Raw genomic sequence first — 14,926 nt, 5'->3', positions numbered from 1 at the left:
ACTTAGTCTGGCCTCTTTTCATGAAGAGGCCCCCGCTATGGACACCACTTTGCCGTCAGATGCGCAGGCCGCCATCGATGCTTTCCAGGACGGCATCATCGGCAGGCGCCTGCCACCCTGGTTGCGTCATGCACCTGCTGAGCAACTGCCTGAGATCGGCAGGGCATTGTCAAACAGCCTTCGCTGCTGTGAGCAAGTGAACACGGTGCTGCGAGGTATCGAGGGCATCGACAGTTTCGTCGCATCAGCCCTGGGGAAGGCTCTCAAAGAGCGTTATGGGCTTGGCCGTAACCCTTACTCGCTCAGGTTTCTGGAGGGCCGCCGGGAAGCTGTGATCAACAGTCAGCCGGTGGGCGCGCACCTGACGGCCGTGGTCTATGAAGAAAAGCCGCTGCTCGAAGTGGCATTGCGCAACTTCACGGCCGCCCAGGCGCAGGAAGGTGGCCAGCCGCGCGGTAACCGCCTGCTGCTTCCACGCCACGGCACGGTCAAACCCCCTACAAGCATCGAGTTTGCCGGACTGTGTCGTGAGCTGGACCTGGGTGAGCGCTATCAACGTCATCTGGATGCCATCCTCACACCCGCTGGCAATGCCGAGCGCCTGGTGTCTCAGCTTGTAGATGCCAGGCGCTACACCATGCTTGTGGACGCCTACAAAGCCAGGCAGGAGGGAACGCTCGATGCCAGCGAACTCAATGTGATGGTGGCTGTGTGCGAGAAGGGGGAGCTGCCGCGCCTGGCGGGCGACCTTGTGCTGGCCAGGCAACTGAAATTGCTGGGTTGCCAGATCGAGCAGGTCACCGTGTTCGTTGTCATTGAGCAGGGCGTCCTGTTCAACACGACGCGGCGGGTTTTGCTTTACGTGCCTGGGGACCCTTTTTCGCCCTGGCGCGCGTTCGAGAGCATCGACAAACTGAACCGCGAACTGGGCCGTTGCTTGCGAGACAAGGCCTACCAGCGTTTTTTCAGCCGCTTCGTTCTGCGGCGAGACAGCCAGGCTTTTTTCGCCCAGGTCGCGGAGCGCTTCGATGACCTGCCGAGCTGGGCTTTCCGCGATCTCGAACCGCGCTTGCAGGCTTACCCGCAGCCGTTGTTCATCAGCCTGGCACAGGCACATATCCACCAGATCAAGGACGATGCGGCGATGATCGCGGTCCCCGTGGCCAGGCTGGATCGTGAGGTTCAGCGCCAGCATGACCTGCGCCTTGAAGCCGAAGGATGGGCGCTGCTCAACCTGGCCAGTTTCTTTCTGCCAGGGCTTGGCCTGGCGCTGCTGGCCGTGACGGCCTGCGAACTGCTGGGTGAGGTCTACCATGGCGTCGAGGCCTGGCAGGAAGGCGATCGCCAGGAGGCGCTCGACCATTTGATCCATGTGGCGACAGACCTTGCCGTGCTGGCGACCACGGTAGCCGGGGTGGGTGTGGCTCGACGGTTTTGGGCACGCTCTGCGAAGGTCGATGCCCTGGTGCCGGCTCGGCTGGAGGACGGCACTGAGAAACTCTGGCAACAAGACGTGACCCCGTTTCAAAGCCAGGCACCCGTTGCAGCCTCAAGCCCGGACGCCTTGGGTATTCGGCGTCAGGACGGGCGGGCCTGGATCGAAATGGACGGGCATCACTATCGCGTGACAGAGGCGGGTGATGATCAATGGCAGTTGTATCCGGTCGACGGCCACGGGCCGTTGCTGCGTCATAACGGCTCTGGTGCCTGGCGATTGTGGTGCGAGCAACCGGCTCGGTGGACCGACAGATACCGCATGTTCCGGCGTCTGGGCGAACCCTTCAGTGGGCTGAATGACGAACAGATCGATCAGGTTCTGCTGTTCCACGGCCTTGATGGCGACGACCTGCGTGGCCTGCATGTACACGCCCAGGCACCGAGCCCCGGGATGATCGACAGCGTGGCGCGGGTCAGGCTTGATCAACGTATCCGCAGCATGATTGGCCGTTTGCGCAGCGGCGAGCCGGTAGACGATACAACAGTGCTCGATCACGCTCGGCGCCTGCCAGGTGCGAGTGGCCTGACAGATCAGGCACTGGCCGCGTTGGCCTGGACGCAGCGCCGAACACTGCTGCAGCACCTTTTCGAAGCCTTGCAGCCCAGCGACACCCCTGGCAGCGCGGCGCTGCGCCGGGTGTTCCCGGGGCTGAGCGCGCGCACTGCGCAAGCACTGGTACAGGCCGCCAGCAGCGTTGATCGCATGCGGCTGCTGTCCAGCGGAAGGGTTGCACTGGGGCTGGCCGAGGCGGCAAGGGGCAGCGTGCTGGCTACCCGTCAGGCTCGGGTATTTGAAGCGTTGTACCTTGATACGCCGCAGCATGCAGACCTGGCACGGGTGGCCTTGGGCTTGTTGCGGTATCTACCCGGAAGCGAACAAGGTGTGCGCTGGCGCCTGTACGAAGGCTCCCTGGGCGGGCCGATACTGGCGAAGACCGAGCAAGGGCCGCGGGCGTTCGATCTGGTGCACGTCAACGGTAGGTTTCAACTGCATGGCAGCCAGGGCACGGCGCTGGGTGAGGCAGGGGAGTTGTTCGACGTCATGGCGCCAGCCTATACCGAAGCGCAACGGCAGGCGATGGGGATCGGTGATCCATTCGCGCACAACCTCAGGGTGATGCTGGCGCGCGAAGCGACACGCCATCGTGATGAGATCAGTCGTTTGCTTGGCGCGGTACGCCCAGGTGCTGTCCGAGGGCCCATGCGCTTGGCCGATGGACGTATCGGCTACCCGCTGGGTGGTGGCGGAGTAGGTGGTTTCGCATCAAGGGGGAGTGCCCTGAGGGCAACGCTGCGCGATCTCTTTCCGTGGTTGAGTGATGAGCAGGTCGAGACCTTCGCCGATGACGCCAGGCGTTCAGGGCATCAGATTGAACACGTACTGGCTGACCTTCGCAATGAGTTCGCCATCCTGCGCATGACACTGAATACCTGGGTGGCACGAGGGCAGGGCGATGTCAGGGAAGATCGAGAGGCTCTACGCCAGACGTTGTTCAATTGCTGGCGGCGGTCGGTGGGCGTGGGGGAACTGCAAATCAATGCACAGGAAAACCTCCACGTCATGTTCTGCAATTTCAGATCGAGCGGCTTGCCCAACATACCCCCACAGGTCAGCTTCAGAGGTGTGACCAGCCTGTCGCTGCTGCACCTTGACCTTCTGGAGGTGCCCAGCAGCCTATTGCTGGCTTTCCCTAACCTGCAAACCCTCGATCTGGGAGGGAACCTGCTGACGCGCCTTCCGCAGCCGTTGCTGCAGATAGCGCAGTTGCGGCATCTGAGCCTGACCAACAACCGGATCGTCCTGAACATTGCACAAACCGCCACACTGGCCAGTTGCACGAGCCTGCAGTCTCTCGACCTGTCCCACAACCCCCTGGGGAGCAGGTTCACGTTGGCGGGTTTGGCTGAATTGCGTTGGCTGAACTTGCGAGACACACAGATCTCGCAGTTTCCACTGGGCGTGTTCGACAACGCCCAGTTGGTATCCGTTGACTTGCGGGATAACCGGATCAGGCACATTCCAGAGGGTTTCTACCAGTTGCCCGTGTGGCAGCGGCGGCGGTTCCGCTTGAATGCGAACCCCTTGGGCGAGGCCCAGACGTCACGCTTGCAGGCTTCGTTGAGCAGCGACGATCCTGCCCTCGACGAAGAGCAAGTGCTTCTGCGGCTGCAGCACGCGCGTGAAGTATGGGGGGATGCCGTGGCCCCGGAGCATCGCGGCTTGATGCTTGCTGCCTGGGACTCGCTGGATTCAGGGCAGGCCGCCGAGCGTTTTTTCCGGGTGCTTCGCCAGTTGTTGCTGTCCGAAGACTTTCGTGTCAACGCGCGTGCACTGGGCAATCGGGTCATGGCGGTACTGCAGGCGATGGCCATTACGCCAGAGCTGCGGCAGAACTTGCTGTCGGTGGCCAATGATGAGTGGGGGTGCCAGGACGGTGCGACCTGGTGCTTGAGCAACCTTGAACTGAACTTGCTGGTTTGGCAGGTTGAGCACGCGGCTCAAGGAGAAAGCGAACGCGCTTTGCTAGACCTGGGCAGGCGTTTATGGCGCCAGGATGCAGTCGACCTGTTCGCTACCCGATGGGCGCTACAGCATGGCAGGACGCTGGAAGGAAGCGAGGTGGGGTTGGCTTTCAGGATCGGGCTGAGGGAGCGTCTCGACCTGCCATTGCAGGTGGGAGAAATGAGCTTTCTTGCGATCTCAGGCGTTCTGGATGCGGACCTTGCACAAGCAGAGGCTGCGGTGCGGGAAGCAGAAACCCCGGAAGAGGTTGCCCGCTCCATGGTTGACCGTGAATTTTGGCAGGCGCACCTGGAGCGTTCCCATCCTGAGCGATTCGCTGCGGTCGACCTGCCGTTCAGAAGGCAGCTTGAAAGGGTGCTTGACGACGAAGCGCTGAGCGAAGGGGCCATGATCGACCAGGCGGATGCTATTCGTGATGCTCAGCGCACTGCACGCAGAGGGCTGATGCTGGATATGACGATTCAAGCGATGGAAGTGGGACCCAAGGGGCCATCGATCGATGTGCGTTGACATACGCTCAGGGCAAGGGCTCGCCTGGCCCTGCCAAAGCGGCTTTGGGCTATGCTCAATCAAGCTGACTGTGGTTTGTACCAGCAACGTAGTCTTGGCTTCAGGTGGCTCGGAAATCGACAGTTACTTTTGCACACCCCGTTCTGGAATGAAGTGGTTTAGGCTCCCTGTCGGATTTTTCTCCATGATCTGTAGTCATTGGTATATCGAGACAATAAGGAGATACGCATGCTTGTCCGGTCACTGACCCTCGCAACCTTGCTTGCTGTTGCCGGCCCCCTGTTTGCCGCAGACAGTGATGCGCCTCTAGCCAAGGAACTGGGCAAGGCCAGACCATTGGTGGTTATCGCTCCCAGCAGTGCCGACCCGACGTTGCGAGGGCTGAACAAGGCGCTTGAGGACCCGGCCACCCAGGCCGCGTTCAAGGAGCGCAACCTTGTCCTGTACAGCGTCGCCAACATGATGGGCAAGCGAGAAGACAAGAACCTGGAGCAGCAGACCACAATGGCCCTGATTCGGGAACTGAAGCTGGGGGCGAGCAAGGGTACCAAGGTGATTCTGGTGGGCAAGGACGGTGAGCGGCACATGCTCAAGGACGACGACACCGGCGAGGCCATCGACCCGCAGGTGATCCTCAAGGCGGTCGACGATCTGCCTGCCAGCGAAAAGGCGGTGGCGGCACCCGAGCCCGTAGCGGCGGCCCCGCAAGCCAAGGAGAAGGACAGCAAGCCGGCCAAGCCCGCCAAGCCAGCGGCCCCGCCCAAACCGCTGGAAGACTGATCACGCCTCATGGCCCCAAGGCACCTTGGGGCCCGTTGCCGGGTGGTGTGTATCGCACTGTATCTGCCTGTGCTGCAGACCTACTGCCATACAAAAGCGCGCCTGGCACGATACATCCCCGACAAACCGCAACGGCCTAATGGCTCCACTTTCCAACCCCAGTGGAGCTGCATCATGACTCAAGCAAAAAACACCCTCGGCCTGCTCGGCGCCGCCCTGATCGGCAGCATGGCATTGAGCAACAGTGCGTTCGCCGTCGAGCCGCTGGCTCAAGGTTACCAACTGGCCTCGGCCAAAGTGGCCGGCGAGGGCAAGTGTGGTGAGGGCAAGTGCGGGGGGAGCGGCAAGGCTTCCCAAAGCGAAGGCAAGTGTGGTGAGGGCAAGTGCGGCGCCGGCGCCAAGGCCGGGGCTGAGGGCAAGTGTGGTGAAGGCAAGTGTGGTGACGCCTCGTTCGCCAGAACCGACAGCAATCACGATGGCAAGGTCTCGCGCGAAGAGTTTCTGGCGGTGGCCAAGGACCGTGCCGGTGATTTCGACACGATCGACCGCAACCATGACGGTTTCATCTCCGAGCAGGAAGCGGCCGATCACCTCAAGGCGATTTACCAGGCCAATGGCAAAGCCATGCCGGACGGCTTGTTCAGCCACCTGACCGGCAAACCCTGACGTTCTACCCCATGAAACGCCACAACGCTCCTCCTGCTGGCCAGGTGGGGCGTTGTGCCTGTTGGAGAACTTTTATGTTTCCTGCGATGTTGAACGTCGGCCTAGGCTTGCGTCGCGGCCTGTTGCCGGAACTGCTGGCCATGGAGGCGGGTGCAGTGGACTTTCTGGAGTGTGCGCCGGAAAACTGGATTGCCGTGGGCGGCGCCTATGGCAAGGGCTTGGCCCAGTTGGCGGAGCGCTTTGCTGTCACCTGTCATGGGTTGTCTTTATCGCTGGGTGGCAGTGCGCCGCTGGACCGCCATTTCCTCGAGCAGACCCGGCAGTTTCTCGACCGATACCAGGTGCGACTGTACAGCGAGCACCTGAGCTACTGCAGTGATGACGGGCACCTGTACGACCTGATGCCCATCCCGTTCACCGATGAAGCCGTACGCCATGTGGCCGCGCGCATACGCCAGGCTCAGGAGCAGCTGGAGCGGCGCATTGCCGTGGAGAACATCAGCTACTATGCCGCGCCGTATCAGGCGATGAGCGAACTCGACTTCATCCAGGCGGTGCTCGAAGAAGCGGATTGTGACCTGCTGCTGGACGTCAACAATGTCTATGTCAACGCCTGCAACCATGGCTACGACGCCCAGCAATTCCTTGCAGGCTTGCCCCAGGCGCGCGTGACCGGGATGCACGTTGCCGGGCATTACGATGAAGCGCCGGACCTCAAAGTGGATACCCACGGGGCAGCCGTGAAGGAAGATGTCTGGGCGCTGTACGCCAGCGCTTGTGCGCGCTTTGGCGTACAGCCGACGGTGCTTGAACGTGATTTCAACTACCCGCCCTTGGCCGAACTGTTGGCCGAGACGGCGCGTATGCGTGCTGTGCAATGCGCTGCCGGAGGGCAAGCAGATGAATGAGACCCTGCGTGCGCAGCAGTATGCCTTGGCCCGTCACCTGCGCGACCCACAGCGCCATGCCCCGCCGCCCGGCGTCGAGGCCCGGCGCCTGAAGGTTTACCGTGAGTTGTTCTATGGCGCCATCGAAGGCTTGCTGGCTGGCAGCTTCCCGGTGATGCGCCAGGCGTTGGGCGAGCAGCGCTGGCATGCCCGAGTACGTGATTTCTACGCCAGTTACCGTTGCCAGACGCCGTTGTTTACCGAAATTGCCGAGACGTTCGTCGACTACCTGCAACATGTGGCGCTGGACACCCCTTGGCAGCTGGAGCTGGCGCACTATGAGTGGGTCGAGGCGCAACTGTACCTGAGCGATGCCGAGGATCCGGCGCATGACCCGGGTGGTGACCTGCTGGCTGGAGAGCCGTTGTTGTCTTGTGTGGCGCGGGTCCTGGCCTATCGTTGGCCGGTGGAAGGCATTGGCGTGGACTACCAGCCAACGGTTGCCCCAGCATCGCCGAGCTTGCTGCTGGTTTATCGCGATGCCCGGTTGCAGGTGCGCTTTGCCCGGTTGGCACCTATGGCATATCGGTTGCTGGTGGAGCAAGGGACTGGAAGAGAGCGGCTGCAGGCATTGGGCGGAGATATGCAGCAAGGGTTGGCATTGTTGGAAGCATTGCGCGAGCAGGGTGTCATTGTCGGAACAGTTTGAAGGCATTGGGGGGCTGCGCAGCAGCCCCCGATCCTCATTTGCCGAACCGCATGCCCAGCCAATGATCGAGGCTAAGGCGCCCGGCGCCCTTGAGCAGCAGTGGCAGCAACGCCACCAGGTAGATCAGCGGCAACTTGTAATTGCCGAAGCCCTGGTCGGTAATGGCATAGCCTTGGGCCAGCTCCGCCAGGCCCGACCAGTGCGCCGGCCAGTGCACTGCCGCTATCGCTACAACGGTCACCACCATCAAACCCAATGATGCCAACCGGGTACCCAGGCCCAGCAACAGCAGCAACGGCAGTACCAACTCGGCCCACATCGACAGCTGCCAGTTCAGCTCCGCGGGCAGCAGGTTGAAGGGGAACGGGAAGCTGGACTGCAGGTCGGCGAACCAGTTGCTGCCGTTGAATTTCTCCAGGCCGGATTCGAAAAACTCCCAGGCCAAAAATACCCGTAATGGCACGTCGGCGCTCCAGCTGCCGAGGCGGTCAACGGTGGTCAGGGTACGGGTCAAGGTCGTCATTTGCGGTTCTCTCTTCAGGCAAGGGCGCGGGTGCTGCGGCGTTGTTTACGGGCCACTTTGGCGGTTAGCTTGACGGCGATGGCGCTGAACATCAGGGCGAACGCCAGCGGGTACCACCCCCCCATGGGGATGCGCTTGTAGAACGACAGGCAGAACACGGCAGCCAGCACCCACATGCCGCTGCTGTGCAGCGCTTGCCAGGCACGGCCGCCCAACAGCCGCATGGGGGCCTTGAACGAGGTGGCGGTGAGCAGCAGCAAGAACAGGTAGCCGACCGTGCCGGGCAGGCTGGAAGTGAGCGTGCGGCCGGCCCAGAACAGCTCGGGGAATTGCTGGGCGTAGCGATAGATCAGCACGCCATGCACGGTGTGGGAGAACGCGAATGCCAACCCCAGGTAGCGTCGCTCCTGGAGGATGCGACGGCTTGCTGTGCCAGGCAGCAAGGTCACCAGCGACGAGGCCAGGAACGCCAGCAGGAACAGTGCGAACGAGCTGCGTGCGGTGGCACGGATGGCACTGCGCAAGCCATCCGGGTCAGGTTGGCAGGCCAGGACTACGGCGGTCATCGCCAAGGTCAGGCCGGCGAGGGCGGCGAACAGCGTCCAGCCGGTGGGCAAGGTGAAGGCTTTCATCAGGGACTCCCGGGGTGTGGTTGTGTGACCGGGAGTGTCTCGAGGCGGGGTATCTGCAGTGTGTCAGGGGGATGCAGTTGTGTATCTGTTTGTAGAGGCGACCTCGCTTCTTACAGGAACGGCCCGATCGAGACACAAGGCCGTTCCTGCCAACGATCGCAGAAGCCGTTCAGGTGAGTTCGATCTGCGCGCACAATCCGCCCTGTTCGCGGTTGCTCAGGGTCAGCCGGCCCCCCATGGCCCGGATCAGCTGGTGGGCAATGGCCAGGCCCAAGCCGGTGCCACCCGTGCTGCGATTGCGTGAACCTTCCACCCGGTAGAACGGCTTGAGCACTTCATCCAGCTCGTCAACGGGTATCCCTGGCCCGTTGTCGAGCACGCGGATGATGGTGGTACTGCCCTCGCGAGACACTTGCAGCTCTGCAGCACCTGCAAACTTCAGGGCGTTGTCGACCAGGTTCACCAGTACCCGGCGCAGCGCATGCGGGCGTGTTTCCAGCAGGGTATCGCTGCTGCCGTGGCGTTCGACCTGGGCGCCGCTGTCCTGGTAGTCGAATACCAGGCTGTCGAGAAAGGCATCAAGGTTGACCCGGCAGGTCGCTTCGGTGCTGCTGTCCATGCTGCGGGCATACGCCACGCCTTCGCGCACCAGGTGTTCCATTTCATCCAGGTCGCTCCAGAACTTGTCCCTTTCGACCCCCTCATCCATCACTTCGACCCGCAACTTCATGCGAGTGATCGGGGTTTGCAGGTCGTGGGAAATGGCCGCCAGCAACTGCATGCGTTCCTTGAGGTGGGCAGCAATGCGCGCCTGCAGGGCGTTGAAGGCCACGGCAGCGTAACGCACCTCGCGTGGCCCGCTTTCATCCAGTTGCACGCCGGGCTGGTCCGGGTCGAGGTTGTCCACTGCCTGGGCCAGACGGGTTAGCGGGCCGATGGCCAGGCGTACCGCCAGCCAGGTACACAGCAACAGCACAGCCAGCTGAATCAGCAGTACCACGGGCAACCAACGGGCTACCGGGACCGGTGCTGGCGTCACGTCGATGGTCAGTGGCGCGCCGTCGGCCAGCTTCAGGTGCGCCTGGAAGTGCGCATTGGGCCCCGGGATTTCCAGGAAGGTCAGGCGGTAGTCGCTGCCAATGGCCTTGACGATCGACGCGGCGGCCATCGGTGGGTCACTGCTGGGCATCGCTTCGCCTGCCAGGCCCTGGTCGAGGCGATAGCGGTAGGTGCGCCGTTCCAGGCGCGGCAGCCAGGCGGCACGCTCGGCTGCAGGCAGGCGATCGAGGATGGCAACCGAAGTCGCCACGTCCTGTTCGAGGTTGCTGAGCATCATCGAACGGCTGCTGATGTAGCGCTCGTAGGCCTGCAGGCCGAACGACAGACCATAAGCCAACACCAGGCCGGTGAAGAAGATCATCGCCAGGCGCGAGGCCAGGGTGCGCGGCCATTTCATGAGGGGGACTCGAGCAATTGCACCGGCAGCGAAAACACGTAGCCCTCGCTGCGCACGGTCTTGATGCAGCTGGGCTCGCGGGCATCGTCACCCAGGCGCTGGCGCAGGCGGCTGACCAGCAAGTCGATGGAGCGGTCGAAGATGTCGGCTTCGCGGCCCTGGGTCAGGTTAAGCAGCTGTTCGCGGCTGAGCACCCGCTGCGGGTGGTCGAGGAACACCCGCAGCAGGCGGTACTCGGCGCCACTCAGGGCCACCAGGGTGCCTTCGCTGTCGAGCAGGTGGCGCGCGGTGGTGTCCAGACGCCACTGACCGAAACCCAGCAGGCGGCTGCTTTCACTGATGGTCAGGTTGGGCGGCAGCATGCGTGTGCGGCGCAGCACGGCGTTGATGCGGGCAAGCAGTTCGCGGGCCGAGAACGGTTTGGTCAGGTAATCGTCGGCGCCCATTTCCAGGCCGATGATGCGGTCGGTTTCGTCATTGCGGGCGGTCAGCATCAGCACCGGCGTATTGCGGTGCTTGCCGGCGCGCAGCTCGCGGCACAGCAGCAGGCCGTCGTCACCAGGCATCATGATGTCGAGCACGATCAGATCGACGCTGTTGGCTTCGAGAAAGGCGCGCATCTGCCGGCCGTCGGCAACGATGCTGGTGCGCAGGCCGTTCTTCTTCAGGTAATTGCCGACCAGTTCGCGGATCTCGCGGTCGTCGTCGACGATCAGGATGTGATCGACGTGTTCCATGCGCTGGGTTCCTGTGCAAAGTGGGTTGGGCGCAGTGTACCGAGCGCGTTCGCCCTTGCCTGCGGGAGTTTGTATTGCAGTGTATCTGGCACGGGTAGGGATACAGCAGGAGGCACATCACAACGTTGGGCGACACATGCGGGATACCTGGCTGACGTGAAATGGCTCTCGACCGGGGAGCAACACTCCTCACGCCCAAGTGTTACCCAGGAGAGAAGCCATGAACGTCAAGACTATCGCCAGCGTCAGCCTGTTCGCTGTGCTCAGCTTCGGTGCCATCGCCGCCCAGGCCGCCACTGCCCCGATGCAGGATGGCGGGGTCATGCAGTACCGCTACGGTCAGCCTCTGGATGTGAAGAAAGTGCTGTCGGTGCAGGATGATCAGCACAATGCCTGCGGCCTGGTGAATACCCGAATGGACTACCTTGACTCCCATGGCCAGCGACAAAGCGTGCAGTACCTCACCTATGCCACGGACGGTTGCCATGAAAACTGATCGGCGCCGGATGCTCAAGGCAGGTGGTTTTGCGCTGGCGCTGACGGGGCTTGGATTGGCGGGGCACCTGAAGGCACGCGACAGCTACGGCGCCATGCCATCGCTGGCGGGCGCCAGCCAGTGGTTGAATTCGCCGCCCCTGGATGCCCCGGGGCTCAAGGGCAAGGTGGTGCTGGTGGACTTCTGGACCTGGGACTGCATCAACTGCCGGCGCAGCCTGCCGCATGTGAATGATTGGGCGCGGCGCTATGCCGATCAAGGGCTGGTGGTGGTGGGGGTGCACACGCCCGAGTTCGACTACGAGCATGATGTGGCGACTTTGCGGGACAAGGTAGCCCGGTTGGGTATCGGGTATCCGGTGGCGGTAGACAATGACTACAAGGTGTGGAATGCCTGGGGCAACCAGTTCTGGCCGGCGCATTACTTTGTCGACCGCAAGGGGCAGGTGCGCCATGTGCACTTTGGCGAGGGGGATTATGGTGGGCAGGAACAGGCGATACAGGCTTTGCTGGATGAAAAAGGGTGATTCTCCTCTACCGGCCTCTTCGCGGGCATGCCCCACAGGGAGAGTGCAATCAGTAACGTTTGCGCAGTACCTGTAGGAGCGGGCGTGCCCGCGAAGAAGCCAACACTTTTCTATCAGGTGAAACTGGCAAAGTGCGCCTGCATCCGCGCCGCATCCGCCTGCCGCCCGCTGAACAGCTCGAATGCCTTCACCGCCTGGAACACCGCCATGTTGCTGCCATCCAGCGTGCGGCAGCCCAGTGCCCGGGCCGCGCGCAGCAGTTCGGTCTCCAGCGGGAAGTAGATGATCTCTGCCACCCACAGGCGGGGATGCAGCAACTCCACCGGCAGTGGCGTGCCCGGTAGCTTGGCCATGCCCACCGGCGTGGTGTTGACCAGCCCGTCCGCTTCGGCCAAGGCTGTGGCCAGGTCGGTGCCAAGCACGGCGCGCTCCGCGCCGAAATGGGTGTTCAGGTTGTCCACCAACGCCTGCGCACGGGTCGCATCCACTTCGAACAGCACCAGCCGTTCTACCCCTTCACCCAGCAGGGCATGGGCCACGGCCGAGCCAGCGCCTCCAGCCCCCATCTGCACCACCTGGCGCCGTGCAACGTCGGGCAGGCCACGGCGCAAGCCTTCGGCAAAGCCCAGGCAATCGGTGTTGTGGCCGACGCGCTTGCCGTCCTTGAGCACCACGGTGTTTACCGCGCCGATACCACGGGCCTCGTCGGACAGCTCGTCGAGCAACGGCAGGATTGCCTGCTTGAACGGGTAGGTAATGTTCAGCCCGGTGAAACCGGTATGTTGCGCGGCTTCGAGCAGGCCGGGCAGGGCGCTGTCGTCCAGTTGCAACTGGTCGGCGTCGATCAGCCGGTACAGGTAGCGCAGGGCCTGGGCGTCGCCTTCGTGTTCGTGCAGGGCCGGGGTACGTGACAGCTGGATGCCGCGGCCGATCAGGCCGGCGAGGATGGCTTGCTGGCTCATGCCGCACGCTCCTGCAACAGCTCGGCGAAGTGGCTCAGCGCCATGCGGTAGCCGTGGCTGCCCAGGCCGCAGATGACACCGACGGCGATGGACGATACGAACGACAAGTGACGGAACGGCTCGCGTTTGTGCACGTTGGACAGGTGCACCTCGATCACCGGCAGTTCGCTGGCCACCAGGGCATCGCGGATGGCGACCGAGGTGTGCGTCCAGGCGCCAGGGTTGATCACGATGCCGGCGCAGCGGCCACGGGCGGCGTGGATCCAGTCGATCAGTTCGCCTTCGTGGTTGGTCTGGCGGAATTCGATTTCCAGGCCGTGGGCCTGGGCAGTATCGGCGCATCCCTGGGCCAGGTCAGCAAGGGTTTCGTGGCCGTACTGGGCAGGCTCGCGGGTGCCCAGCATGTTCAGGTTGGGGCCGTTGAGCACGAGAATAAGGGGCTTCATGACGGGCATCGCTTTGTTGTTGTTGAATGCCCGTAGTTTTGTACTGACTGGTTAGTTCCGTCAATTGGACAAGGTCGTCGCACCGGGAAAGTGGGCGATTATCGAACTTCTTCAGGGGGATTGGCGTGAAAGGCAGCAGGAAGACATTTGTGAATGTGGGGCTGCAAGGCAGCCCCAGAACGCTTAAACGGTCCTTCGGGCTCCAGCCCGCACACCGTCCACGCCTACGTCCTCATGCAAAGAAATCCGCGATGTTTCCGGCAACGCCAACCCGCCCACCAACGCCACCAGCGCAATCACCACCAGGTAGAACGCCGGTGCCAGGCTGCTGCCGGTCTGTGCGATGAGCCAGGTTGCCACCAGCGGTGCTGTGCCGCCAAACAGCGTGTAGGCCACGTTGTAGGTAATCGCCGAAGCGGTGTAGCGGGTACGGGTAGGGAAGCTTTCCGACAGCAATGCTGCGGTAACCACGCCGCTGCACAATGCCCCCACCGCGAGCAGGATCACCCCCAGCAGCGCACCCGACATCGAGCCAGAGCTGGCCAGCCAGTACGCCGGGAACACGCAAAGCATCACCCACAGGCAGGTAAAGCCGATGGTCTTGCGTCGCCCCACCCGGTCCGAGAATGCCCCGGCCAGCGGGCAGCCCACGGCGGCGAACAGCAGGGCCACGGTGGTCACCAGCAGTGACTGCGCACGGGTCAGGTTGCCGACCAGTTGCAGGTAGGTCGCGAAGTAGGTGGTGAACATGTAGAACGACAACGCGGTCAGCGAAATGAACGCCCCCAGGTTGCGAATGACTCGGCCATGGTGGCGCAGGGTTTCCTTCAGCGGTGAATGCTCGTGCTCCTTGCCCTGGGCGACGGCTTCGCGGAACGCCGGGGTTTCTTCCATGCGCCAGCGCAGGTAGAGGCCGACCAGTCCCAGCGGTGCGGCAATCAGGAACGGAATGCGCCAGCCCCAGGCATTCATCGCCTCGGTCGACAGGCTGGCCTCCAGGCCATAAGCGATCACCGCTGCGCAGGCAAAGGCGGAAAAGGTCGACACAGGTACGAAGCTGCCATAAAAGGCGCGCTTGTCGTCAGGCGCGTGCTCCATCAGGTAGGCGCAGGCCCCGGCATATTCGCCACCGGCAGAAAACCCCTGCAGGCAGCGGGCCAGGGTCAGCAGCGCCGGGGCTGCCAGGCCGATGCTGGCGTAGGTCGGCAGCAGGCCGATCAACGTGGTGGAGCCGGCCATCAGCAAGATGGTCAGCGACAGGATGCGCTTGCGTCCCAGGCGGTCGCCCAAGGCGCCGAAGACGATGCCACCCAAAGGGCGCAGCGCAAAGGCCACGGCGAACACCGCGAAGGTTTTGAGCAAGGCCACGCTGGCGTCTTCGCTGGCGAAGAACTGGCTGGCGATCAGCGTGGCGAGAAAGCCGTACACGGCGAAGTCGAACCATTCGACGAAGTTGCCGATGGCCGAAGCGGCAATCACCCTGCGCAGGGTGGCGGGGGATACCTCATGATGTGCGGACATGCGGGTGCTCTCCGGTTTCCTTTGGCAGCCATGTTGAAAGTGGCGCAGTAGGGC

General features: G+C 62.8%; 14 protein-coding genes. 7 read left to right on the top strand and 7 right to left on the bottom strand.

The window, feature by feature from the left end; genetic code table 11:
* Positions 1-37: 37 nt before the first annotated feature.
* The 5 genes from PRJ_RS17625 (at position 38) to PRJ_RS17605 (ending at position 7,573) form a co-directional block, all read left to right on the top strand.
* A complete protein-coding gene (locus tag PRJ_RS17625) occupies positions 38-4,531 on the top strand; it encodes an NEL-type E3 ubiquitin ligase domain-containing protein (protein WP_104962099.1) in 4,494 nt (1,497 codons plus the stop codon).
* A 228-nt stretch (positions 4,532-4,759) separates the two neighbouring features.
* Positions 4,760-5,311 (top strand): DUF4174 domain-containing protein, encoded by a 552-nt coding sequence (locus PRJ_RS17620; protein ID WP_049587595.1) that lies wholly within the window; start codon positions 4,760-4,762, stop codon positions 5,309-5,311.
* A 174-nt stretch (positions 5,312-5,485) separates the two neighbouring features.
* A complete protein-coding gene (locus tag PRJ_RS17615; protein WP_104962098.1) occupies positions 5,486-5,977 on the top strand; it encodes a hypothetical protein in 492 nt (163 codons plus the stop codon).
* Positions 5,978-6,051: 74 nt separating this feature from the next.
* Entirely contained in the window at positions 6,052-6,885 is an 834-nt protein-coding gene (locus tag PRJ_RS17610; RefSeq protein WP_064492430.1) for a DUF692 domain-containing protein, read from the top strand.
* Positions 6,878-7,573 carry a DUF2063 domain-containing protein gene (locus PRJ_RS17605; RefSeq protein ID WP_104962097.1) on the top strand — a complete coding sequence of 232 codons (696 nt, stop codon included), beginning with the start codon at positions 6,878-6,880 and terminating at the stop codon, positions 7,571-7,573. Before PRJ_RS17610 ends, PRJ_RS17605 begins: the two co-directional genes overlap by 8 nt.
* A gap of 34 nt (positions 7,574-7,607) precedes the next feature.
* On the opposite strand, the gene PRJ_RS17600 is transcribed toward PRJ_RS17605, so the two are convergent.
* The 4 genes from PRJ_RS17600 to PRJ_RS17585 form a co-directional block, all read right to left on the bottom strand.
* Positions 7,608-8,096 (bottom strand): DoxX family protein, encoded by a 489-nt coding sequence (locus tag PRJ_RS17600; protein ID WP_104962096.1) that lies wholly within the window; start codon positions 8,094-8,096, stop codon positions 7,608-7,610.
* A 14-nt stretch (positions 8,097-8,110) separates the two neighbouring features.
* The gene (locus PRJ_RS17595) at positions 8,111-8,728 is read right to left on the bottom strand and encodes a ferric reductase-like transmembrane domain-containing protein (RefSeq protein ID WP_104962095.1); all 618 of its coding nucleotides are present in this window, start codon (positions 8,726-8,728) and stop codon (positions 8,111-8,113) included.
* 169 nt (positions 8,729-8,897) lie between these two features.
* On the bottom strand, positions 8,898-10,184 hold the full coding sequence (locus tag PRJ_RS17590) for a HAMP domain-containing sensor histidine kinase (protein WP_104962094.1): 1,287 nt from the start codon (positions 10,182-10,184) through the stop codon (positions 8,898-8,900).
* Complete coding sequence (locus PRJ_RS17585) at positions 10,181-10,921, bottom strand: response regulator (protein WP_003250463.1); 741 nt, start codon at positions 10,919-10,921, stop codon at positions 10,181-10,183. Before PRJ_RS17585 ends, PRJ_RS17590 begins: the two co-directional genes overlap by 4 nt.
* Positions 10,922-11,141: 220 nt before the next feature.
* Between PRJ_RS17585 and PRJ_RS17580 the strand changes: the two genes are divergently transcribed.
* Entirely contained in the window at positions 11,142-11,417 is a 276-nt protein-coding gene (locus PRJ_RS17580) for a DUF2790 domain-containing protein (RefSeq protein WP_104962093.1), read from the top strand.
* A 10-nt stretch (positions 11,418-11,427) separates the two neighbouring features.
* A complete protein-coding gene (locus PRJ_RS17575; protein WP_104962092.1) occupies positions 11,428-11,943 on the top strand; it encodes a thioredoxin family protein in 516 nt (171 codons plus the stop codon).
* A gap of 113 nt (positions 11,944-12,056) precedes the next feature.
* On the opposite strand, the gene PRJ_RS17570 is transcribed toward PRJ_RS17575, so the two are convergent.
* The 3 genes from PRJ_RS17570 to PRJ_RS17560 all read right to left on the bottom strand — a co-directional run bounded on the left by PRJ_RS17570 (position 12,057) and on the right by PRJ_RS17560 (position 14,872).
* Positions 12,057-12,905 (bottom strand): shikimate dehydrogenase, encoded by an 849-nt coding sequence (locus tag PRJ_RS17570; protein ID WP_010953360.1) that lies wholly within the window; start codon positions 12,903-12,905, stop codon positions 12,057-12,059.
* On the bottom strand, positions 12,902-13,351 hold the full coding sequence (gene aroQ, locus PRJ_RS17565; RefSeq protein WP_014591603.1) for a type II 3-dehydroquinate dehydratase: 450 nt from the start codon (positions 13,349-13,351) through the stop codon (positions 12,902-12,904). The genes PRJ_RS17570 and aroQ overlap by 4 nt, the downstream gene beginning before the upstream one ends.
* Positions 13,352-13,534: 183 nt before the next feature.
* Complete coding sequence (locus PRJ_RS17560; RefSeq protein ID WP_104962091.1) at positions 13,535-14,872, bottom strand: MFS transporter; 1,338 nt, start codon at positions 14,870-14,872, stop codon at positions 13,535-13,537.
* Positions 14,873-14,926: the final 54 nt, after the last annotated feature.

Source organism: Pseudomonas sp. XWY-1, from assembly GCF_002953115.1.
Lineage (GTDB): Bacteria > Pseudomonadota > Gammaproteobacteria > Pseudomonadales > Pseudomonadaceae > Aquipseudomonas > Aquipseudomonas alloputida.
The sequence above is the reverse complement of the archived record's forward strand: the minus strand, read 5'-3'. Positions and strand labels throughout refer to the sequence as shown.